A 21,438-nucleotide genomic window follows, 5' to 3' on the forward strand; every position below is an offset into this window, starting at 1 on the left:
CAGGCCATGCTGCACAACGCCCGTACGCTCGCGGACGCCCTCACCGGCTGACGCGGCCGGCGCCGTGCCCCGTCGGAACGCCGCCCGCCCCTCCCCGCCCCGACCCTCCTGAGGAGCCCCGCCCGCCGTGGACTGGCTGACCGAACCCTTCCTGCTGGGCTTCCAGCAGCGCGCCCTGATCGGCGGGCTCATCGCGGCCCTGATGTGCTCCGTGGTGGGCACGTGGCTGGTGCTGCGCGGCATGAGCTTCTTCGGCGACGCGTTCGTGCACGGCGTGCTGCCGGGCATCGCGCTCGCCGTGGTGCTGGGTGGCAGCCCCCATGTGGGAGCCGCGCTCGCGGCGGTCGTGATGATGGCCGGCATCTCCCTGGTGCACCGGGCCACCACCCTGAAGGAGGACACGGCCATCGGCCTGCTCTTCGTGGGCATGATGGCCCTGGGCGTGGTGATCATCTCCCTGTCCGACTCCTACACGGGCTCGCTCACCGCCATCCTCTTCGGCGACGTCCTGGGCGTGAGCCTGGCGGGCCTGCGGGTGCAGGCGGTGATCGCCGTCGTCGTCGTCCTGATGGCCCTGCTGCTCTACCGCCCGCTGCTGGCCCTGAGCTTCTCCGAGGCCAAGGCCGGCGTGTTGGGCATGCGGCCCCGGCTGACCCACACGCTGCTGCTGGTGATGATCGGCGCGGCCGTGATCGGCTCGTTCCAGGCCGTGGGCACGGTCCTGGTGTTCGGCCTGCTCGTGGGTCCGCCGGCCACCGCGGCGCTGCTCACCCGCACCGTGCCCCGCATGATGGCCGTGGCCGCGCTGCTGGGCGCCGTGTCCGTGGTGGTGGGCCTGATGCTCAGCTACCACTGGGGCACGGCCGGCTCGGCCACCATGGCGCTCGTGCCGATCGTCCTGTTCTTCACCGTCCTGCTGGTCCGTGCGGGCGTCCAGGCCCTGCGCGGCCGCCATGTCCGGGCCCGCGGCGGGCACGCCGTGCCCGTGGCCGAGGCCCATCACGCCCACCACGGGCACGACGCCGAGGGGAGCCTGCGCCGATGACCGCCCGTCCCGTCCCGCCCGCCGGCACCGCGGCCCCCGCCGTCCCGCTCGCCGAGGCCCGCGGCCTCGAGCTGCGCCGCGGAGCGCACCTGGCCGTCGCGGCGTCGGATCTCACCCTGCCCGCGGGCCGCCTCGTGGCCGTGATCGGACCCAACGGCTCCGGCAAGTCCACGCTGCTCCACGCCCTCGCCGGGACCCTCGCGCCCAGCGCCGGCACCCTCACGGTGCGCGGGGAGTCGCCCGTCCGGCACGCCCGGCGCACCGCCTTCGTGATGCAGACGGTGGAGGTGCCGCGCGGGGTGCCGCTGACGGTGCGCGACGTCGTGACCATGGGCCGGTACCCCAGCACCGGCTGGTTCCGTCGGATGCGCGCGGCGGATCGCGAGGCCGTGCGCGCCGCGATGGAGCGCATGGAGGTGACGGACCTGGCCGGACGTCACCTGGACGAGCTCTCCGGGGGTCAGCGGCAGCGGGCCTACGTGGCCCAGGGGATCGCCCAGGAGCACGACGTGCTGCTGCTGGACGAGCCGATCACGGGCCTCGACCTGGTCTCCGCCCGCACCATCGACCACCTGCTGCACGAGGAGCCTGACCGCGGGGTGTCCGTGGTGTACACGACCCACGACCTCGACGAGGCGTCCGCGGCGGACCACGTGGTGCTGATGGCCGGGCGCGTGGTGGCCTCCGGCACGCCGGCCGAGGTGCTCACGGACGACCACCTGGAGACGGCGTACGGGCGCGGCGCCCTGCACCGGCCGACGGCGCCGGCCGCGGGGTCGGCGGTGCCGTTCCTGGACGATCCGGTGGACGGGGCGGGGCGGCGCTGAGCCCGTGCCTCAGGCGCGGCCGGCGGCGGTGCAGGCCGCGCACACGCCCGTGACCTCCACGGTGTGCCGCGGGGCGGCGAAGCCGTGCTCGGCGGCCACCCGGGCGGCCCAGTCCTCGACCGGGTCCGCGGTGACCTCCACGGCCGTCCAGCACACGCGGCACACCAGGTGGTGGTGGTGATCGTCCACGGCGCAGCGCCGGTAGACGGCCTCGCCGTCCTCCCGGCGCAGGGTGTCCACGTCCCCGTCCTCGAGCCGCTGCTGGAGGGTGCGGTACACGGTGGCCAGGGAGACGCGCTCGCCGGCGTCCTTCAGCCGGGCATGCAGCTCCTGGGCGCTGACGAAGTCCTCGATCCGCTCCAGCGCCGCGTCCACGGCGGCCTTCTGGCGCGTGCTGCGCACGCGGGGGGCGGGGGAGTCCGCGGCCTCGGGAGAGGGGCTGCTCACGCTGGGATGCTCCTTCTGCGGGGTCCGGGGAGGATCGGCCGCGGGGGCCCGACGGGGCCCTGCGCACCTGGCCTCCCAGGCTATCAGCGCCCCGTCCGGAGGATGCGGCCAGTAGGGTGGGGCCCGTGCAGACCCCAGGACCGGACACATCCCCCGGGCTCGAGGGCTCCGGCGAGCCCGTCGAGGACCTCGCCGTGCGCGCCGCCGAGGAGGCCGTGGGCCCCGAGGCGGTGGATCCCCACGCCACGGGCGAGGGCCCGGACCCGGCGGCCGCCGAGCCGCCGTCGCTGGTGGCCGTCGACGTGCTGGCCCGCTGGCTCGGCCTCGGCAACGGCGCGGAGGCCGACGCCGGCCAGCCCGCCCCCGCCTTCGACTCCCGCCCGGACCCCGGCCGCCTCGTCCTGCTGGACGTGCGGTACACGGTGGCCGGCGGCGGCTCCGGGCACGAGGAGTACCTGCGCGGGCACCTGCCCGGCGCGGTGTTCGTCTCCCTCCCCAACCAGCTGGCCGGCCACGCCGGGCCCCACCAGGGCCGCCACCCCCTGCCCGCCCCGGACCAGTTCGCCGAGTCCGTGCGCCTGTGGGGCGTGGACGACGGGGACACGGTGGTGGTCTACGACGACGATCGCGGCCTCGCCGCCGCCCGCGCCTGGTGGCTGCTGCGCCACGCCGGCATCGCGGACTCGGTGCTCCTCGACGGCGGCCTGGCCGCGTGGCGGGAGGCGGGGCTGCCGCTGCAGCCCGGCGAGGTCATCCCCGCCCCGGGCTCGGCCCATCCCTCGTGGGGCCGCATGCCGGTGGTGGACTCCGCCGGCGCCGAGGCGATCGCCGCCGGCGGCCTGCTGCTCGACGCCCGCGCCCCGGAGCGCTACCGCGGCGAGGAGGAGCCCCTGGACCCCGTGGCCGGCCACATCCCGGGGGCGCGCAGCCTGCCCACCGCGGAGAGCATCGGCCCGGACGGCCGCCTGCGCCCGGTGGACGAGCTCGCCGCGCGCTTCGAGGAGGCCGGGCTGACCGACGACGTCCCCGCCGCCGTGTACTGCGGCTCCGGCGTCACCGCCGCGCACCAGATCCTCACGCTGGCCGCCGCGGGCCGCCACGGGGTGGCGCTCTACCCCGGGTCGTGGTCAGCATGGATCCAGGACCCGGAGAACCCCGTGACCACCGGCCCCGAGCCCGGAGGCCGTTGAGGCCCAGGCCCACGCCGGGCCCGCCCGGCGACGCAGACCCACCCCGACCCCGTCCCCCAGGAGGAGACCATGGCCACCGTGTTCAGCAGGATCATCGCCGGGGAGCTGCCCGGCCGCTTCGTGTGGCAGGACGAGCGCTGCGTGGCGTTCCTCTCCGCCGGCCCGCTCGCCACGGGCCACACCCTCGTGGTGCCCCGCGAGGAGGTGGACCAGTGGGTGGACGCGGACCCGGACCTCACGGCCCACCTGATGCGCGTGGCCCAGGCGATCGGCCGCGTGCAGGTGCGCGCCTTCGGCGCGGCCCGCGCCGGCCTCATGGTGGCCGGCTACGAGATCCCGCACCTGCACCTGCACGTGTGGCCGTCCAACTCCATGTCCGACTTCGACATGTCCCGCGTGGACAACTCCCCGGAGCCGGACGAGATGGACGCCGCCGCCGAGGCCATCCGCGCCGGACTGCGCGAGGACGGCCACGGGGAGCACGTCCCCCAGGCCTGAGGGCCGAGGGCGGCCCCGGCCGGGGCCGCCCGCCCGCCGCGGAGGCCGCCGGCTCAGCGCCCGGCGGCCTTCGCCCTCTGCAGGGCCTGACGCACCCGCTTCTCGGAGACGGACACCGCGGTGCCCAGCTCCTGGGCGAAGAAGGACACCCGCAGCTCCTCGATCAGCCAGCGCACCCGCTCGAGCTCGGCGGGCACCGGCGTGTCCGGGAAGCGCGTGCGGTGGGCGGCCACCGCGGCGTCGAACTCGTCCTCGAGCCCATGGACCACGGCCATGGACTGGCCGTCGCGCTGGAGGTGGCCGCCGGCGTCGAGGCGGTCCAGGCGGGTGAGCATGCCCTGCACGTAGCGGGGCAGGTGCTGCAGCTGCTGCCAGCCCGTGGCGGCCACGAAGCCGTCGAAGACGAGCTGCTCGAGGTGGGCCTTGACGTCCGACTTCGCGGGGGCCACCGCGAGGGACACGGTGCCCTTGAGCCGGCGCCGCACCTCGGCGGCCCCGCCCAGCACCTGCGCCACGAGCGCCGTCACGGCGAACACGGTGTCGATCAGCTCGGCGCGGACCCGGTCGAACAGGGCCCGGAACTCCGCCTCCGTGAACGGCAGCTCCTGGCCCACCAGCCGGTCCACGGCCGCGTGCGTGCTGTCCCGCACGAGGGACTCCACCGACCCGTGCGGGTTCTGCGTGAAGGTGAGCTTCTCCCGGTTGTCCAGGTGGTCCACCACGTACCGGTGCGTGCTGGGCAGGGTGGCCATGAGCAGGGCGATCACGCCCGCCCGGTGCCACGCGGCCTGGTCCTCCGCCGAGCGCGCGACGACGAGGCCCGCCGCCGGTGCGCCGTCCGCCGTGGTCTCGGGCACCAGGGCCGGGTAGCCGGTGATGGCCGGGCCGCGGGCGCCGGGGTCCGTGGTGATCCGGCGGGGGATCTCGCCGACCGACCACGAGGTCAGCCCGTGCCGCTCCCGGAACCCGCCGGTCCCGCCCGGTCCCGCGGGGGTCGCGTCCGGTGCGGCGCCCGGGGTGTGGCCGGCGTCGTCGCCCGGTCCGCGGCCCTTCCCCCGGCCCCTGCCGCGACCGCGGGCGGGGCCCGGGCGGGCGTTGGCGGGGTCGTCGTCGCCGGCCAGGCGCGCGGCGATCGCCGAGCGGTTGGCCTTGGCCAGGCGGGTCTGCAGCAGGGCGAGGTCCTGCCCGGCGCCCATGACGGCGCCGCGGGCGTCCACCACGCGGTAGTCCATGCGCAGGTGGTCCGGCACGTCCTCGGTCCGCCACAGCGCGGGCTCCACCACGGTCCCGCGCACGCGGCGCACCGCGGCGGACAGCGCCGCGGGCAGGTCGTCCCGCAGCGGGTCGGCGTGGGCGTCCAGGTCCGCCACGAGCGCGCGGGCCACGTCCGGGGCCGGGACCAGGGTCTTGCGGACCGCCTTCGGCAGCGCCTTGATCAGCGCGGTCACCAGCTCCACGCGCAGCCCCGGCACGAGCCACGCGAACCGGTCGGGGTCCACCTCGCCCAGCAGCAGCACCGGCACGGAGACGGTGATGCCATCCGTGCCGGAGGCGCCCGTGGGGTCGTACGTGTAGTCCAGGTGCAGGTCCACGTCCCCGCCGGACATCGGGTGGCGGAACGAGGTGGGGAACGCGTCCGTGTCCAGCTGGTCCGCGTCCTCGGTGAGCAGCGCCGCCACGTCCAGGTCGAGCAGGTCCGGCGTCTGCTGCCGGGCCGTCTTCCACCAGGCGTCGAAGTGCCGCTCGGAGACCACGGAGGCGGGGACCCGCGCGTCGTAGAACGCGTAGAGGTCCTCGTCCCCGATCCGCAGGTCGCGCCGGCGCAGGCGCGTCTCGAGCTCCTCGACCTCCTCGAGGGCCTTCCGGTTGCGGGCGAAGAACCGGTGGCGGGTGCGCCAGTCGCCCTCCACGAGGGCGTGGCGCAGGAACAGCTCGCGGGAGAGCACCGGGTCGATCCGCCCGTAGCGCACGCTGCGCTCGGGCACGATCGTCACCCCGAACAGGGTGACCTTCTCCTTCGCGACGGCGGCGCCGGCCCTCCGGGACCAGTGCGGCTCGCTGTGGGAGCGGGTCACCAGGTCCCCGGCGACCTCCTCGATCCACTCCGGCTCCACGCGCGCCACCGTGCGCGCCCACAGCCGGGAGGTCTCCACGAGCTCCGCGGCCATCACGAAGGGGTGGCGCTTCTTGAACAGCGCCGAGCCGGGGAACACCGCGAAGCGGGTGCCGCGGGCGCCCTGGTAGTCGCGCCGACGCTCGTCGTACGCGCCGATCTGGGAGAGCAGGCCCGTCAGGAGGGCCTTGTGGACCGCGTCGTGCTGGCCCACGGGGTCCACGGGACCGGCCTGCACGGACACGCCCACGTCCTTGGAGAGCTGACGGAGCTGGCGGACCAGGTCCTGCCACTCGTGCACGCGCAGCCAGTTGATGTGCTCGCGGCGGCACATCTTGCGGAACTGCGAGCCGGAGAGCTCCTTCTGCTGCTCCCGCAGGTACTGCCAGAGGTTGAGGTAGGCGGAGAAGTCGGAGCGGTCGTCCGCGAACCGCGCGTGCATCTCGTCCGCGGCCTGGCGCTGCTCGGTGGGGCGCTCGCGGGGATCCTGGATCGTCAGGGCGGCGGCGAGGACCATCACCTCGCGGGTGCAGCCGCGCTCGCCGGACTCCAGGATCATGCGGCCCAGGCGGGGATCGACGGGCAGGCGGGCCAGGCGTCGGCCGATCGGGGTGATCGTGCCCGCCGACGCGGATCGGCCGCCGGACTTCGTGCGCGGCCCGGCCACGGCGTCCGTGTGGAGCGCGCCGAGCTCGGTGAGGGTGGCGGCGCCGTCGGTCACCTGGCGGCGGTCCGGCGGCTGGACGAACGGGAAGTCCATGACATCCCGGGGCGTCTCGGCCACGCCGAGGGAGAGCATCTGCAGGATCACGGAGGCCAGCGAGGTGCGCAGGATCTCCGGGTCCGTGAACTCCGGCCGGGAGCGGAAGTCCTCCTCCGAGTACAGACGGATCGCGATGCCCGGGCTCGTGCGGCCCGAGCGGCCCGAGCGCTGGTTCGCGCTGGCCTGGGAGATCCGCTCGATGGGCAGGCGCTGGACCTTGGTGCGGTGCGAGTAGCGGGAGATGCGGGCCGTGCCCGTGTCCACCACGTACTTGATGCCCGGCACGGTCAGCGAGGTCTCGGCGACGTTGGTGGCCAGCACGATCCGCCGGCGCACCCCCGCCTGCGCGCGGCCGAACACGCGGTGCTGCTCCGCCATGGACAGCCGCCCGAACAGCGGCAGGATCTCCGTGCCCGCCAGGCGCGGGGAGGAGGCGACGACGCCGGCCAGGTGGTCCGCGGCGTCGCGGATCTCCCGCTCGCCGGGGAAGAACACCAGGATGTCGCCGGGCGCCTCGCCCGCGAGCTCGAGCACCGCGTCCCCGACCGCCTCGACCGGGTCGCGGGTCTCGGCGTTGTCGTCGGAGTCGTCGTCCGGGTCGTCCGGCTCGGGCTCGGCGGTCAGCGGCCGGTACCGGACCTCCACGGGGTAGGTGCGCCCGGAGACCTCGATGATCGGGGCCGGGACCACGCGGGCGCCGTCGTCGGCCTCCACCGCGTCCTCGTGCTCCTCGCCCTCGGCCAGGGGCCGGCCGAAGTGCCGGGCGAAGGACTCGGGGTCGATCGTCGCGGAGGTGATGATCACCTTGAGGTCCGGGCGGCGGGGGAGCAGCCGCTTGAGGTAGCCCAGGAGGAAGTCGATGTTGAGGCTGCGCTCGTGGGCCTCGTCGATGATGATCGCCGAGTAGCGCCGCAGGTCCGGGTCGTGGGGGATCTCGGCCAGCAGGATGCCGTCCGTCATCACCTTCACCCGCGTGGCCCTCGAGGTCTCCGCCGTGAACCGCACCTGGTAGCCGACGGTCTCGCCGATGCCCTGGCCCAGCTCCTCGGCGATGCGCTCGGCCACCGAGCGGGCGGCCAGGCGCCGGGGCTGGGTGTGGCCGATCACGCCGGCCTCGCCCAGGCCGAGGGCCAGCAGCATCTTGGGCAGCTGGGTGGTCTTGCCGGAGCCGGTCTCGCCGGCCACGATCACCACCTGGTGCTCGCGGACCGCCGCCATGATCTCGTCGCGGCGCTCGGCGACGGGGAGGTGCTCGGGGAACGTGATGGCGGGGGCGGCGCCGGCCTCCGGGGAGGGCGCGGCCGCGGGCGGAGGAGTCTGCGTCATGTCGCGGACCAGCCTACTGGGGCCCGGCCCCGGGGTGTCCGCGCGGAGGCGGGGGCGAGGTCCGCGCCGGGGCGGCGATCCCGGCCGAGGCCACCCGTGGCCGATCCGCTCCGAGGATGTGCTTCTCTTGACGCATGGACCAACAGACCTCCTTCCTGATCCTGGCGATCGGGCTCTACTTCGCGGCGATGATCGCGATCGGCCTCCACGCCGCCCGCAAGAACGCGGACCTCGACGACTACATGCTCGCCGGCCGCGACATGAAGCCGTCCGTGGCCGCCCTGTCCGCCGGAGCCTCCGACATGTCCGGCTGGCTGCTCATGGGCCTGCCCGGCGCGATCTACGCCTCCGGCCTCGTGGAGGGCTGGATGGCGATCGGCCTGACCGTCGGCGCGTGGGTGAACTGGAAGGTCGTGGCCCCGCGGCTGCGCGCCTACACGGAGATCGCCGGCGACTCGATCACGATCCCCTCCTTCCTGGAGAACAGGTTCCGGGACGACACGCATGTCCTGCGCCTCGTCGCCGGCCTGATCATCCTGGTGTTCTTCACGTTCTACGTGTCCTCCGGCATGGTGGCCGGCGGCAAGTTCGTGGAGTCCACGTTCGGCCCGGACTCGCTCTACGCCCAGGACCTGAGCGTCAGCTACCTGACCGGCATGGTCGTCGTCGCCGGCATCACCGTGCTCTACACGCTGTTCGGCGGCTTCCTCGGTGCCTCCCTGACGGACGTGGCCCAGGGCGTGCTCATGTTCCTGGCGCTCCTGCTGGTCCCGGTCGTCACCATCGTCACGATGGGCGGCTGGGACGCCGTCGTGGAGGGGGTGCGGGCCGCGGACGCCGCCGCCGGCGGCGGGGTGGACCACTTCTCCCTCTTCCGGAACGCGACCCTGATCGGCGTGCTCTCCTCCCTGGCCTGGGGCCTGGGCTACTTCGGCCAGCCGCACATCATCGTGCGCTTCATGGCGCTGCGCACCCCGCACGACGCCCCCGTGGCCCGCCGGGTGGGCATCGGCTGGATGGCCCTGTCCGTGTTCGGCGCGGTGATGGTGGCCCTCGTGGGCCTCGCCTACTTCCAGGCCAACCCGGGCACCACGCTCGAGGATCCGGAGACCGTGTTCCTCGTGCTCTCCTCGATCCTCTTCCACCCGTTCGTCGCCGGCCTCGTGCTCGCCGCCGTGCTGGCCGCCATCATGTCCACCCTGTCCTCGCAGCTGATCGTGTGCTCCTCCGCCCTCGTGGAGGACCTCTACATGCTGCGCGGTCGCAGGGGCTCCCCGCGGGCCATGGTGTGGCTGGGCCGGATCGGCGTGCTCGTGGTGGCGCTCGTGGCCGGCCTGCTGGCGCTGAACCCGGAGGCCAGCGTGCTCGAGCTGGTGTCCTTCGCGTGGGCCGGCTTCGGCGCCGCGTTCGGACCGGTCATCCTCCTGGCCCTGTACTGGGAGCGCTTCACCTCGTGGGGCGCCATGGCCGCCATGGTCACCGGCGCCGCCGTGGCGTGGTCCTGGTCCGCCGCCTCCGCGGACACCTGGGAGTGGTTCGGCCTGTACGAGCTGCTGCCGGGCTTCGTCGCGGCCCTGCTCGCGGGCGTGCTCGTCTCCCTCGTCACCCGCCGTCCGGACCACGTGCAGAGCCGGATCGGCGACGAGTTCGCCGCCTCCGTGGCCGCGACGACCCGGCGGGCCCCGGCCGTCCGACCGTGACGCCCTGAGCCCCGGCCCGTCCCGGCACGACGACGGCCCCGCCCCGGAGATCCCCGGGGCGGGGCCGTCGTCGTGCGGGGTCCGGGGAGGTCAGCCCTCCAGCGGGCCCTGCACCGCGAAGACGCGCTTGTTGGCGAACTCCTCGATGCCCAGCGGGCCGAGCTCGCGGCCGAAGCCGGAGCGCTTGACGCCGCCGAAGGGCACGTTCGCGCCCATCGCCGCGTCCAGGTTCACGTTGGCCATGCCCACGTCCAGGCGGGAGGCCACGGCCTTCGCCTCCTCCAGGTCGGTGGAGAACACGGCACCGCCGAGGCCGAAGTCGGAGTCGTTGGCCAGGGCCACGGCCTGCTCGGCGGAGTCCACCCGGTAGACCACCAGCGCGGGGCCGAAGAGCTCCTCGGCGTAGGCGCGGGTGCCCTTCGCCACGTCCGTGATGACGGCGGGGGAGACGTAGTTGCCGCCCTCGCCCTCGGGGCCGGCCACGCGCTCGCCGCCCACGTGCACGGTGGCGCCCTCCTCGCGGGCCGCGGCGATCTGCTCGACGATGGTGTCGGCGGCGCCGGGGGAGGAGAGCGGGCCGAACACGGCGGCGTCCCGTGAGGACGGGTCGCCGGGGGTCATCGCGGAGACCAGGGAGACCAGCTCGGCCACGAAGTCGTCGTAGAGGTCCGCGTGGACGATGATCCGCTTGTTCGAGTTGCAGGCCTGGCCCCAGTTGTCCATGCGGACGCCGAGGGCCTCCTTCGCCGCCGCCTTCACGTCCGGGGCGGAGAGCACGATGTACGGGTCGGACCCGCCGAGCTCGAGGACGGCCTTCTTCAGGTGCTTGCCGGCCTGGGCGGCCACGGCGGAGCCGGCGCGCTCGGAGCCGGTGAGGGAGACGCCCTGCACGCGCGGGTCGGCGATCATGTCCGCCACCTGCTCGTGCGTGGCGAACAGGTTCTGGTAGACGCCCTCGGGCAGGCCGGCCTGCGTGAGGACCTCCTCGATCAGCTGCGCGCACTGCGGGGTGATCTCCGCGTGCTTGAGCAGGATCGTGTTGCCCAGCACCAGGTTGGGCGCGGCGAAGCGCGCCACCTGGTAGATCGGGTAGTTCCACGGCATGACGCCCACGAGCGGGCCGGTGGGAAGCTTCTCCACGCGGGCCTCCTGCCCGGAGAAGTCGGTGATCGGCTGGGGCGCCAGGAGCTCCTCCGCGTGGTCCGCGTAGTAGGCGAAGATCTGGGAGGAGTAGCGGGTCTCCCCGATGGCCTCGCCGAGGCGCTTGCCCATCTCCCCGGTCACGACGCCGGCGATCTCCTTGGAGCGCTCGAAGAGGATCTCGGAGGCCTTCTTCACGATCGCAGCGCGCTCGGCCAGCGGACGGGCGGACCAGTCCTCGTAGGCCCTCTGGGACGCCGCGAGGGCGTCCTGGATCTGCTGGTCGGTGGCGGACTCGAAGGTCTTCTCGACCTCTCCGGTCACGGGGTTCTGCGTGCGGTACTGCTGCTCGGCCACGGTGCACTCCTTCGTCTCGGTGTCTGCGGTCGTGGGGCCATCCTGCCGGAGAGGCCCCCGCGAGCCCCAGGGCCGGTCAGCGCCAGATGCCGGAGGAGCCGCGGCGGTGCGACCCCACCAGGTGGGTGTCCACCACGCCCACGGCCTCCAGGAGGGCGAACAGGGTGGTCGGCCCCACGAACCGGAAGCCGCGGGCCTTCAGCGCCCGGGTGAGCGAGCGGGACTCCTCCGAGGTGCTGGGCACGTCCTCGGCGGTGCGGGGCGCCGGCGTCGTGACGGGCTGGTGCGACCAGACCAGCCCCGCCAGGCCGCGGGAGGGGCGGTCGCCGTCGCCGTCCCACGTCGGCCCCGCGCCGGGGGAGCCGGCGTGCACCGGGGCGAAGGCCTCCTCCCGGATGGCGAGGACGGCGCGCGCGTTCGCGATCGCGGCCGCCACCTTCGCCCGGTTGCGGATGATGCCGGTGTCGGTGAGCAGGCGGGCCGTGTCCGCCTCGCCGAACGCGGCCACCGCCTCCGGGTCGAAGCCGGCGAACGCCGCCCGGAAGGCCGGGCGCTTGGCCAGGACCGTCCGCCAGGACAGCCCGGACTGGAACGCCTCGAGGACGAGGCGTTCGTAGAGCCCGTGCTCGTCCGTGACGGGCAGGCCCCACTCGTCGTCGTAGTACGCCCGCAGCAGCGGATCCCGGGCGGCCCACGGAGGACGGGCCAGCCCGTCCTCGCCGGTGACGAGGGCGGCGGGGGCGGATGACTCGGCGGGAGCGGGGGAGGGGTCGGTCATGCCCGTCACCGTACGGACCTCCGGGGCGGCCCGGGGGCTCCGTCCACAGGGCCGTCCACGCGGCGGCGTCCTCGGCGGCGGGCTGCCCCCGACCGTCAGTCCTGCGCGGCCCGCGCGGCCCGGGCCGCGCGACGGCGCACCAGGGTGCGCTCCAGGATGTAGGTGGCGATCAGCATCACGATGATCACCATGCCCGCGTAGCCGAGCACCGGGTACACGGTGCCCACCAGGTCGGAGAAGCCCACGGAGGAGAGCAGGGTGGCGACGACGGCGGTGGCCACGGCGATCAGCCAGCCCGGGATGCGGCGCAGGGGGCCCAGCATCTTCAGGCGCTCGACGCCGCCGTAGAGGCACGACACCGCGGTGGTGAACTGGGCGAGGAGCAGGATCACCGTGTAGACGACGGCCACCCCGCCGCCGATCATGGCGGCCAGCTCGACCATGGGCAGGTCGGCGCGGCCGATGAGCGTGGCGTGGGCGCCCATCGCGAACATGATGGCGCCGGCCATCACCACCAGGCCGCCCGCGCCGAGCGCCGCGCCGGCCACCAGGGTGCGCGTCGGCGAGGAGCTCTCCTGGCCGATCGGGGACAGCACCGCGTAGGCCAGCTGGAAGTTGAAGGCGACGTAGAGGATGCCGGAGACCCACCACTCGTTGATCATGGGGGAGGAGTTCACCAGGGAGGCGACGTCGTCGACCGCCGGGCCGGGGTTCATCAGCCCCCACACCGCCACCGAGACCGCCACCAGGATGATCAGCGGGACCACGATCCCCTGGACGCGGACCAGCCCCGAGATGCCGGCCAGCACCGTCACCACGCACACCGCGGCCATGAGCAGGGCGCCCGCGAGCGGCGGCAGGCCGAAGCCGGTCTGGAGGACGGTCCCGGCGCCGGCCAGCATGATCACGAGCGTGCCGAGCAGGGAGGCCGTGATGCACACGTCCGCGAACACGGTGGGCACGCGCGAGGACGTCGGGTTCACGATCCGGTGGATGTCCGTGGTGCGCAGCCTCTGGGCCAGGCGCAGGACGATCACGGACAGGCCGAAGAACAGGGCGCCGGCGATCATCAGGGCCCCCGTGCCGCCCCAGAATCCGAAGCTCACGAAGTACTGGAGGATCTCCTGGCCCGAGGCGTAGCCGGCGCCGATCGTGGTGCCGATGAACGTGGCCGCGATGCCCAGGGCCGAGGTGGGGCGCAGCGCGGGCCCGGTGGTGGGGGTGACGGAACTCATGCGCCCAGATTCTCACGCGCGGGGACCTCCGCCGCCCAGGCGTCCTCCGGAGGCGGATCGACCGCGGACGACGTCGGGCCCGTCCCCTGGAGGAGACGGGCCCGACGCGGTGCTGGTGCCCCCGGCAGGATTCGAACCTGCGGCCTTCTGCTCCGGAGGCAGACGCTCTATCCCCTGAGCTACGGAGGCGGGGGTCCGGCCACGGGGTGGAGCCCGTGGCGGACTCGTCGACTCTACACCATGGCTCCGGGCGCGCCTCCCGACCCGGGGCGCGCATGCCCCCGGACGGTCACTAGACTCGGGCGGGTGAAGCCCGAAGAACTCTCCGCACTCATCCATGCCCAGCTGCTGGCCGCCGTCGACGCCGGGGAGCTGCCCGCCGCCCTGCGCGAGGAGCTCACCGCGGACCGCGTGCGGGTGGAGCGACCCCGCAGCCGCGAGCACGGGGACTGGGCCACCAACGTGGCGCTGCAGTTCGCCAAGAAGGCGGGGATGAACCCGCGGGAGTTCGCCTCCGTGCTCGCCGCCCGCATGGGCGAGCAGGACGGCGTGGCGCAGGCGGACATCGCCGGCCCCGGCTTCCTCAACATCACCCTGGACGCCGCCGCCGCCGGCGAGCTGGCGCGGACGATCGTGGACGCCGGCGAGGCCTACGGGCGCAACGACGCCCTGGCCGGGCGCACCGTGAACATGGAGTTCGTCTCCGCCAACCCCACGGGCCCGTTGCACATCGGCCACACCCGCTGGGCCGCCCTGGGCGACGCGATCGCCCGTCTGCTGCGCGCCTCCGGGGCCCAGGTCACGGCGGAGTACTACATCAACGACGCCGGCAACCAGATGAACGTGTTCGCCGACTCCGTCCTCGCCCGCCTGCACGGCCGGGACGTCCCCGAGGGCGGCTACCCGGGCGCCTACGTCCAGGACCTCGCCGACCAGGTGGAGAAGGAGCACCCGGACGTGCGCACGCTGACCGACGAGGCGGCCCGCCCCGTGGTCCGGCACGCGGCCTACGAGCTGCAGATGCAGGACATCAAGGACACCCTCGCCGCGTTCGACGTGCACTTCGACGTGTTCACCTCCGAGACCCGCCTGCACGAGTCCGGCGCCATCCAGGACGCCGTGGCCACCCTGCGCGGGCAGGGCCACGTGGAGGACCGCGAGGGAGCCGTGTGGCTCAAGACCACCGACTTCGGGGACGACAAGGACCGCGTGCTCATCCGCGCCAACGGCGAGCCCACCTACTTCGCCGCGGACGCCGCCTACTACCTGGACAAGCGCGAGCGCGGGTTCGAGGAGAAGGTGTACCTGCTGGGCGCCGACCACCACGGCTACGTGGGCCGGCTCAAGGCGATCGCCTCCGCCGCCGGCGACGACCCGGCCCGCAACATCGAGATCCTGATCGGACAGCTGATCTCCGTCAACGGAGCCAAGCTCTCCAAGCGCGCCGGCAACATCATCGAGCTCAAGGACCTCGTCCAGTGGCTCGGCAAGGACGCGCTGCGCTACGACCTGGCGCGCTACCCCGCGGACTCGCCCATCACCATCGACCCGGAGCTGCTGCGCTCGCAGTCCAACGACAACCCGGTCTACTACGTGCAGTACGCCCACGCCCGCGCGTGCGGCGCCGCCCGCACCGCCGAGGCCTTCGGCGTGGACCGCTCCGCGTTCGACGCGTCCCTGCTCGCCGACCCCACCGAGTCCGAGCTCCTGGCCCAGCTGGCCGAGTTCCCCTCCGTGGTGGCCTCCGCCGCCCGCCTGCGCGAGCCGCACCGCGTGGCCCGCCACCTCGAGGTCGTCGCCGGCGCCTACCACTCCTGGTACGCCGCGTGCCGCATCACCCCCGTGCCGGTCGAGGACGGCACCCCCGGCGAGGTCGAGGACCTGCACCGCACCCGCCTGTGGCTGAACGCCGCCGCCGCCCAGGTGCTGCGCAACGGGCTCGGCCTGCTGGGCGTGTCCGCCCCGGAGAAGATGTGAGGGGCCCGGAGATGACGAGGCCCGCCCCCGCCTCCCCGCTCGCCCCCGCCTGGCTGCCCGCGCCGACCGATCCGGACGCCCTGGACCCCAAGGTCTGGGCCTCCGGGGTCAACCGCACCGACGACGGCGAGCTCGCCGTCCAGGGCGTGCCCGCCTCCGCGCTCGCGGCCGAGTTCGGCACGCCGCTGCTCGTGGTCGACGAGGACGACTTCCGCGCCCGGGCCCGTGCCTTCCGCGAGGGCTTCGAGGCCGCGTTCGCCGGGCTGTGCGGCGGCGCGGACGTGTACTACGCCGGCAAGTCGATGCTCACACTCTCCACGGCCCGCTGGGCCGCGGAGGAGGGGCTGCGTGTGGACACCGCCTCCGGCGGCGAGCTGGCCATCGCCCTGCGCGCCGGCGTCGACCCGGCGCACATCGGGCTGCACGGCAACAACAAGTCCGAGGCCGAGCTCGCCGCGGCCCTGGACGCCGGCGTGGGCCGGATCATCGTGGACTCCGTGGACGAGCTCGTGTTCCTTGCCGCCTTCGCGGCCGAGCGCGGCCAGGTGGCGCCCGTGATGCTGCGCCTGACCCCGGGCGTGCACGCGCACACCCACGACTTCATCGCCACCGCGCACGAGGACCAGAAGTTCGGCCTCTCCCTCGCCCCGTCCTCCGAGGGGCGGGACGGCTCGGTCGCGGGCGTGTCCCCGGCCGCCGTGGCGGTGCGCATCGCCCTCGAGGCGGACTCCGTCGAGCTGCTGGGCGTGCACTGCCACATCGGCTCGCAGATCTTCGAGGCCGACGGCTTCGGGATGGCCGCCGAGCGCGTCCTCGAGTTCCTGGCCCAGGTGGAGGCCGAGCACGGCGTCGCGCTGCCGGAGCTGGACCTCGGCGGCGGCCACGGCATCGCCTACACCTCCGTGGACGAGCCGCGCCCGGCCGCCGAGATCGCCGCCGCGCTCGCCGACGACGTGCAGAAGACCGTCGAGCGGCTCGGGATGGCCTGTCCGCGGATCTCCATCGAGCCGGGCCGTGCGGTCTCCGGCCCGGCCGGGCTCACCCTCTACACGGTGGGCGTGACCAAGACCGTGGACGCGGACGCCCCGGACGGGACCACCGCCGCGCGCCGCTACGTGGCCGTGGACGGGGGCATGTCGGACAACCCCCGCCCCGTGCTGTACGACGCGGACTACACCGCCGTCCTCGCCTCGCGCACCTCGGACGCCGCCCCGGCGCTCTCCCGCGTGGTGGGCAAGCACTGCGAGTCCGGCGACATCCTCGTCCGGGACGTGTGGCTGCCCGTGGACGTGGCCCGCGGCGACCTGCTGGCCGTGCCGGCCACCGGCGCGTACACCCACGTGATGGCCTCGAACTACAACGCCCTGACCCGCCCGGCCGTCGTCGCCGTGCGGGAGGGGCAGGCCCGCGTGATCGTCCGCCGGGAGACGGTGGAGGACCTGCTGCGTCGCGAGGTGGACCCGCAGAACCCCGCCTGACCGGGCACGACGCGCGGCGGTCCGCGCCGTGGTCCGCCCGGCGGACCCCGCCGTCCCACATGCCGGTCACGGCCCGTCGTCCGGGACCCGGCCCCGCGCCGGGCCGATAGATTGGACGGCGCCCCGCACCATCCCCAGCACCGACCACCACGGAGGACCATGGCCGAGCTCACCGCACCCGCCGCGCAGGACGCCGCACCCGCCCCGGAGGGCCTCACCGTGGCGCTGCTCGGCGGCGGCACCGTGGGGTCCCAGGTGGCGCGCATCCTCACCGAGGACGCCGCCGTCCTCCACGACCGCGTGGGCGCACCGCTGACGCTCGGCGGCATCGCCGTGCGCACCCTGGACGCCGAGCGCGACTGGCAGGCGGACCCCGCCCTCTACACGCAGGACGCCGAGGCCCTCGTCGACGGCGCGGACGTCGTCGTGGAGCTCATGGGCGGCATCGAGCCGGCCCGCTCCCTGATCCTGCGCGCGCTCGAGGCCGGCACCGCCGTGGTCACCGGCAACAAGGCGCTGCTGGCCGCCCACGGCGAGGAGCTCTACGAGGCCGCCTCCCGCACCGGGGCGCAGCTGAGCTTCGAGGCCTCCGTGGCCGGCGCCATCCCGATCCTGCGCCCCCTGCGCGACTCCCTGTCCGGGGACACGGTGCACCGGGTCATGGGCATCGCGAACGGCACCACCAACTTCATCCTGGACCGCATGGACGCCGAGGGCGCCTCCTTCGAGGACGCCCTGGCCGAGGCCCAGCGCCTGGGCTACGCCGAGGCGGACCCCACCGCCGACGTCGGGGGCCTGGACGCGGCGGCGAAGGCGGCTATCTTGGCCACCCTGGCCTTCGGCTCGGTGTACACGCTGGACCAGGTGTCCGTGGAGGGCATCACGGCGATCACCGCCGAGGACAACGCGGCCGCCGCCGACGCCGGGTACGTCATCAAGCTCCTGGCGATCGCCGAGCGCGGCACCGCCGAGGACGGCACGCAGGGCGCCGTGCTGCGCGTGCACCCCACGCTCATCCCGCGCGAGCACCCGCTGGCCTCCGTGCGCGGCGCCTTCAACGCCGTGTTCGTCGAGGCCGAGAACGCCGGCGAGCTGATGTTCTACGGCCCCGGCGCCGGCGGCGCCCCCACCGCCTCGGCCGTGATGGGCGACGTCGTGGCGATCGCCCAGCGCATCGTCCGCGGCGGCCCGGCCCGTCTGCGCACCCCCGTCGCCGCCCTCCCTGCCCTCGACCCGGCCGAGGCCCGCACCTCGTCCATGGTGGTCCTGCGCGTGGCCGACCAGCCGGGCGTGCTGCGCCGCGTGGCCGCCGTGTTCGAGGCGCACGCCGTCTCCATCGAGACGCTGCGCCAGGTCCAGGACGACGACGCCAGCGCACCCGGCGCGTCCCTGCGCCTGATCACCCACCGGGCCCGGCAGCGCGACCTCGACGCGGTCGTCGCCGAGCTCACCGCCCTGGACGCCGTGCATGAGGTGGCGTCCGTCCTCCGAGTCGAAGGGAACTGACCCATGGCCCACGTCTGGCGCGGCGTCATCCGCGAGTACGCCGACCGCCTGCCCGTCACCGAGGACACCCGCGTGGTCACCCTCGGCGAGGGCGGCACCCCCCTGATCCGGGCCCCGCACCTGTCCGAGCTGGTCCGGGGCGAGGTCTACGTCAAGTTCGAGGGGATGAACCCCACCGGGTCCTTCAAGGACCGCGGCATGACCATGGCCATCACCGCCGCCGTGGAGAACGGCGCCGAGGCCGTGGTGTGCGCCTCCACCGGCAACACCTCCGCCTCCGCCGCGGCCTACGCCGCGCAGGCCGGCCTGACCTGCGCCGTGCTGGTGCCGGAGGGGAAGATCTCGCTGGGCAAGATGTCCCAGGCCGTGGCCCACGGCGCCGAGATCCTGCAGGTGCAGGGCAACTTCGACGACTGCCTCGACATCGCCCGCAAGCTCTCCGAGAACTACCCGGTGTTCCTGGTCAACTCCGTCAACCCGGCCCGCATCGAGGGGCAGAAGACCGGCGCGTTCGAGGTGGTGGACACCCTCGGCGACGCCCCGGACTACCACCTGCTGCCCGTGGGCAACGCCGGCAACATCACCGGCTACTGGAAGGGCTACCAGGAGTACGCCCGCCCGTACGTGAACCCGCACCCGGGCACCTCGGACGCGGAGCTGCCGGCGGTGGCCACCAGGACCCCGATCATGTGGGGGTTCCAGGCCGCGGGCGCCGCTCCGATCGTGCTCGGCCACCCCGTGACCGAGCCGGACACGATCGCCACCGCCATCCGGATCGGCAACCCCGCCTCGTGGGACATGGCGACCGCGGCACGCGACGCCTCCGGCGGCATGATCGACTCCGTCACGGACGAGGAGATCCTCGAGGCCCACCGCTGGCTGTCCTCCAAGGAGGGCGTCTTCGTGGAGCCCGCCTCGGCCGCCGGCGTCGCCGGCCTCCTCAAGCACCACGCGGCCGGGAACGTGCCCGAGGGCAAGACGTGGGTCATCACCGTCACCGGGCACGGCCTCAAGGACCCCCAGTGGGCCCTGAAGAACGCCGACGGCGACGAGATCTCCCCGCGGTCGGTGCCCTTCGACGTGGTCACCGTGGCCGAGGCGCTGGGGCTGGCCTGATCCCGTGCGCGAGATCCGTGACCTGACCCCCGGCACGGCCGTCCGCGTGGCGGCCCCGGCCACCTCGGCCAACCTCGGCCCCGGCTTCGACGCGATGGGCCTGGCCCTCGAGCTGCGGGACGAGGTCGAGCTGACCGTCGTCGACGGGCCGGACACGGCCCATGTCGAGGGGGAGGGGGCGGGCGCCCTGCCGACGGACGGCAACCACCTGATCCTGCGTCTGGCGCACGCCCACCTCACCCGGCGCGGTGTCCGCGCCCCGGGCCTGGCGCTGCGCGCGGTCAACCGGATCCCGCACTCCCGCGGCCTCGGCTCCTCCGCCGCCGCCGTGGTGACGGCGGTGCTCGGGGCCGAGGGCCTCCTGCCGGAGGACGAGCGCCTGGGCCCCGAGGAGCTGCTCGACCTGACCGCGCGGCGCGAGGGCCACCCGGACAACGTCGCGCCCGCCCTGGCCGGCGGGGCGTCGGTCTCGTGGGCTCGGGACGCGGGCCGGGGCTGGTCCACCGCCCCGGTGGCGCTGCACCCGGACGTCACGCCCGTGGTCGCGATCCCGGACACCACCCTGGCCACGCACACCGCCCGCGCGGCCCTGCCCGAGGCCGTGGCGCACGCCGTGGCCGCCGAGCAGGCCGGCCGGGCCGCGCTGCTCACCCTCGCGCTCACCGCCCGCCCCGACCTGCTCCTGCCGGCCACCCGGGACCGCCTGCACCAGGACGCGCGCGCCGGGGCCATGCCGGCCTCGGCGGCGCTCGTGGCCGTGCTGCGCCGCGCCGGGCACGCCGCCGTCGTCTCCGGTGCCGGCCCCACCGTGCTGGTCCTCGCCGCGGGCGAGGCGGACGCGCGGGAGGCCGTCGAGGCCGTCGCCGGGCTCACGGCCGACGACGCGACGGCCTGGCGCGTGCTCACCCCGGGCGTCGCGGCCGGGGGTGCTAGGGTGGACACGCTCCACCACGGCTGACCCGGCCCGCCTCCGCGGACCGGCACGGACGCGGACCAGCCGGTCCCGCCCCGCACGCCGTCGGCACGGTGACCCGCGCACGGCACGTCTCGCGCGGAGCGTCACCGCTTCCCGGCCCGGTCGAGTTCCGGCGCCTCCGCTCCGCCACGCAGTGACTGCGCGCGAGCCGGGGAGGCGCCGAGTCATCAGGGAAGACCCGACATTCCGGTTCTCAGGGACGCCGCTGTGCGCCCCGGCCGGTCGCACATCCCAGCCCGCCGCGCGTGACGCGCCGCAGGGCTGCTGACGAGGGAGAAGGAACCTTCGTGACCGAATCCACCGAACAGCCCACCGCGGCCGGAGGCGGCCTGGCGTCGCTCAAGCTCGCCCAGCTCCAGGCGCTCGCCGCCCAGCTCGGCATCAAGGGCGGCTCGCGCATGCGCAAGACGGACCTCGTGGCCGCCATCTCGGACCACCAGCGCGGCGGCTCCGTGGCCGACCGCGACGCCGCCGCCCGCCAGGCCCCCGCCCCGCGGGCCGAGGAGGACGCGCCCGCCGAGGACGCCCCGCAGCCGCGTGGCCGCCGCCGCTCGCGCCGCGCCGACTCCGACGGGGCCGTGGCCGAGCAGGCCGCACAGCAGTCCCCAGTCCCCGAGCAGGAGGCCGAGCCCGCTGCGGAGGACGCCGGCCAGGACCGTCGCTCCGGCGGTCGCGGCGAGCGCTCCGGCGAGGGCGAGTCCGGCTCCGGCCGGTCGCGCCGCCGTCGTGGCGGGGACCGCTCCGAGGAGCCGCGCGCCGAGCGCGGCCAGGACGAGTCCGTCCAGGACGGCGCCGAGCGCGAGGGCCGCACCGACCGCGCCGAGGAGGCCGTGGGCGAGGAGGAGCGCTCCGGCGAGGGCCGGGGTCGCGGCCGTCAGCGCGGACGCGGCGGCGAGCGCGGCGAGGACCGCGGCGGCGGCGAGGACGACCGCACGGACCGCGGCGAGGCCGGGGACCGGAACGAGA

Annotated in this window: 16 protein-coding genes and 1 tRNA gene; 11 read left to right on the forward strand and 6 right to left on the reverse strand. The window is 74.8% G+C overall.

From position 1 onward, the window contains the following. Positions 1 to 127 precede the first annotated feature (127 nt). Positions 128 to 1,045: a zinc ABC transporter permease AztB gene (gene aztB, locus Q4D18_RS04130; protein WP_303126092.1), complete on the forward strand. Its 918-nt coding sequence runs from the start codon at positions 128 to 130 to the stop codon at positions 1,043 to 1,045. Continuing rightward, a complete protein-coding gene (locus Q4D18_RS04135) occupies positions 1,042 to 1,872 on the forward strand; it encodes a metal ABC transporter ATP-binding protein (RefSeq protein ID WP_303126093.1) in 831 nt (276 codons plus the stop codon). Before aztB ends, Q4D18_RS04135 begins: the two co-directional genes overlap by 4 nt. Positions 1,873 to 1,881: 9 nt before the next feature. Here the strand turns inward: Q4D18_RS04135 and Q4D18_RS04140 are convergent, their stop codons facing one another. Further along, complete coding sequence (locus tag Q4D18_RS04140; RefSeq protein WP_303126094.1) at positions 1,882 to 2,319, reverse strand: Fur family transcriptional regulator; 438 nt, start codon at positions 2,317 to 2,319, stop codon at positions 1,882 to 1,884. Between the two features lie 230 nt (positions 2,320 to 2,549). Between Q4D18_RS04140 and Q4D18_RS04145 the strand changes: the two genes are divergently transcribed. Together Q4D18_RS04145 and Q4D18_RS04150 are read left to right on the forward strand one after the other, a co-directional pair. After that, complete coding sequence (locus tag Q4D18_RS04145) at positions 2,550 to 3,509, forward strand: sulfurtransferase (RefSeq protein WP_303126125.1); 960 nt, start codon at positions 2,550 to 2,552, stop codon at positions 3,507 to 3,509. 69 nt (positions 3,510 to 3,578) lie between these two features. After that, positions 3,579 to 4,007 carry an HIT family protein gene (locus Q4D18_RS04150; RefSeq protein ID WP_303126096.1) on the forward strand — a complete coding sequence of 143 codons (429 nt, stop codon included), beginning with the start codon at positions 3,579 to 3,581 and terminating at the stop codon, positions 4,005 to 4,007. Positions 4,008 to 4,060: 53 nt separating this feature from the next. Here the strand turns inward: Q4D18_RS04150 and hrpA are convergent, their stop codons facing one another. Further along, positions 4,061 to 8,209, reverse strand: a complete 4,149-nt coding sequence (gene hrpA, locus Q4D18_RS04155) for an ATP-dependent RNA helicase HrpA (RefSeq protein ID WP_303126097.1) — start codon at positions 8,207 to 8,209, stop codon at positions 4,061 to 4,063. Between the two features lie 134 nt (positions 8,210 to 8,343). Between hrpA and putP the strand changes: the two genes are divergently transcribed. Then, positions 8,344 to 9,909 (forward strand): sodium/proline symporter PutP, encoded by a 1,566-nt coding sequence (gene putP, locus Q4D18_RS04160; protein ID WP_303126098.1) that lies wholly within the window; start codon positions 8,344 to 8,346, stop codon positions 9,907 to 9,909. A gap of 90 nt (positions 9,910 to 9,999) precedes the next feature. Here putP and Q4D18_RS04165 read toward each other — a convergent pair whose 3' ends face one another. From Q4D18_RS04165 to Q4D18_RS04180, 4 genes are all read right to left on the reverse strand, one after another. Beyond that, positions 10,000 to 11,406 (reverse strand): NAD-dependent succinate-semialdehyde dehydrogenase, encoded by a 1,407-nt coding sequence (locus Q4D18_RS04165; protein ID WP_303126099.1) that lies wholly within the window; start codon positions 11,404 to 11,406, stop codon positions 10,000 to 10,002. Positions 11,407 to 11,482: 76 nt separating this feature from the next. Further along, positions 11,483 to 12,184 (reverse strand): DNA-3-methyladenine glycosylase I, encoded by a 702-nt coding sequence (locus Q4D18_RS04170; RefSeq protein WP_303126100.1) that lies wholly within the window; start codon positions 12,182 to 12,184, stop codon positions 11,483 to 11,485. Positions 12,185 to 12,279: 95 nt separating this feature from the next. Then, on the reverse strand, positions 12,280 to 13,419 hold the full coding sequence (locus Q4D18_RS04175) for a hypothetical protein (protein ID WP_303126101.1): 1,140 nt from the start codon (positions 13,417 to 13,419) through the stop codon (positions 12,280 to 12,282). A gap of 113 nt (positions 13,420 to 13,532) precedes the next feature. Further along, positions 13,533 to 13,608, reverse strand: a tRNA-Arg gene (locus tag Q4D18_RS04180). A 117-nt stretch (positions 13,609 to 13,725) separates the two neighbouring features. On the opposite strand from Q4D18_RS04180, the gene argS reads away from it, so the two are divergent. The 6 genes from argS to Q4D18_RS04210 all read left to right on the forward strand — a co-directional run. Continuing rightward, positions 13,726 to 15,396, forward strand: a complete 1,671-nt coding sequence (argS, locus tag Q4D18_RS04185) for an arginine--tRNA ligase (protein WP_303126102.1) — start codon at positions 13,726 to 13,728, stop codon at positions 15,394 to 15,396. Between the two features lie 11 nt (positions 15,397 to 15,407). Then, complete coding sequence (lysA, locus tag Q4D18_RS04190) at positions 15,408 to 16,874, forward strand: diaminopimelate decarboxylase (protein ID WP_303126103.1); 1,467 nt, start codon at positions 15,408 to 15,410, stop codon at positions 16,872 to 16,874. A gap of 159 nt (positions 16,875 to 17,033) precedes the next feature. Beyond that, positions 17,034 to 18,380: a homoserine dehydrogenase gene (locus tag Q4D18_RS04195; protein WP_303126104.1), complete on the forward strand. Its 1,347-nt coding sequence runs from the start codon at positions 17,034 to 17,036 to the stop codon at positions 18,378 to 18,380. A 3-nt stretch (positions 18,381 to 18,383) separates the two neighbouring features. Then, positions 18,384 to 19,496, forward strand: a complete 1,113-nt coding sequence (thrC, locus tag Q4D18_RS04200) for a threonine synthase (protein WP_303126105.1) — start codon at positions 18,384 to 18,386, stop codon at positions 19,494 to 19,496. A gap of 4 nt (positions 19,497 to 19,500) precedes the next feature. Beyond that, the gene (thrB, locus tag Q4D18_RS04205) at positions 19,501 to 20,454 is read left to right on the forward strand and encodes a homoserine kinase (RefSeq protein ID WP_303126106.1); all 954 of its coding nucleotides are present in this window, start codon (positions 19,501 to 19,503) and stop codon (positions 20,452 to 20,454) included. 305 nt (positions 20,455 to 20,759) lie between these two features. Further along, positions 20,760 to 21,438: Rho termination factor N-terminal domain-containing protein (locus tag Q4D18_RS04210; RefSeq protein ID WP_368389628.1), on the forward strand; the 679-nt coding region annotated here is incomplete at its 3' end.

It is taken from the genome of Micrococcus sp., from assembly GCF_030523875.1.
Lineage (GTDB): Bacteria > Actinomycetota > Actinomycetes > Actinomycetales > Micrococcaceae > Micrococcus.

Bases quoted from the DNA above. Each gene is read 5' to 3' on its own strand.
- thrC (WP_303126105.1), top strand. From the start codon at position 18,384: ATGGCCCACGTCTGGCGCGGCGTCATCCGCGAGTACGCCGACCGCCTG.
- Q4D18_RS04135 (WP_303126093.1), top strand. From the start codon at position 1,042: ATGACCGCCCGTCCCGTCCCGCCCGCCGGCACCGCGGCCCCCGCCGTC.
- Q4D18_RS04150 (WP_303126096.1), top strand. From the start codon at position 3,579: ATGGCCACCGTGTTCAGCAGGATCATCGCCGGGGAGCTGCCCGGCCGC.
- putP (WP_303126098.1), top strand. From the start codon at position 8,344: ATGGACCAACAGACCTCCTTCCTGATCCTGGCGATCGGGCTCTACTTC.
- Q4D18_RS04170 (WP_303126100.1), bottom strand. From the start codon at position 12,184: ATGACCGACCCCTCCCCCGCTCCCGCCGAGTCATCCGCCCCCGCCGCC.
- Q4D18_RS04175 (WP_303126101.1), bottom strand. From the start codon at position 13,419: ATGAGTTCCGTCACCCCCACCACCGGGCCCGCGCTGCGCCCCACCTCG.
- lysA (WP_303126103.1), top strand. From the start codon at position 15,408: ATGACGAGGCCCGCCCCCGCCTCCCCGCTCGCCCCCGCCTGGCTGCCC.
- Q4D18_RS04195 (WP_303126104.1), top strand. From the start codon at position 17,034: ATGGCCGAGCTCACCGCACCCGCCGCGCAGGACGCCGCACCCGCCCCG.
- hrpA (WP_303126097.1), bottom strand. From the start codon at position 8,209: ATGACGCAGACTCCTCCGCCCGCGGCCGCGCCCTCCCCGGAGGCCGGC.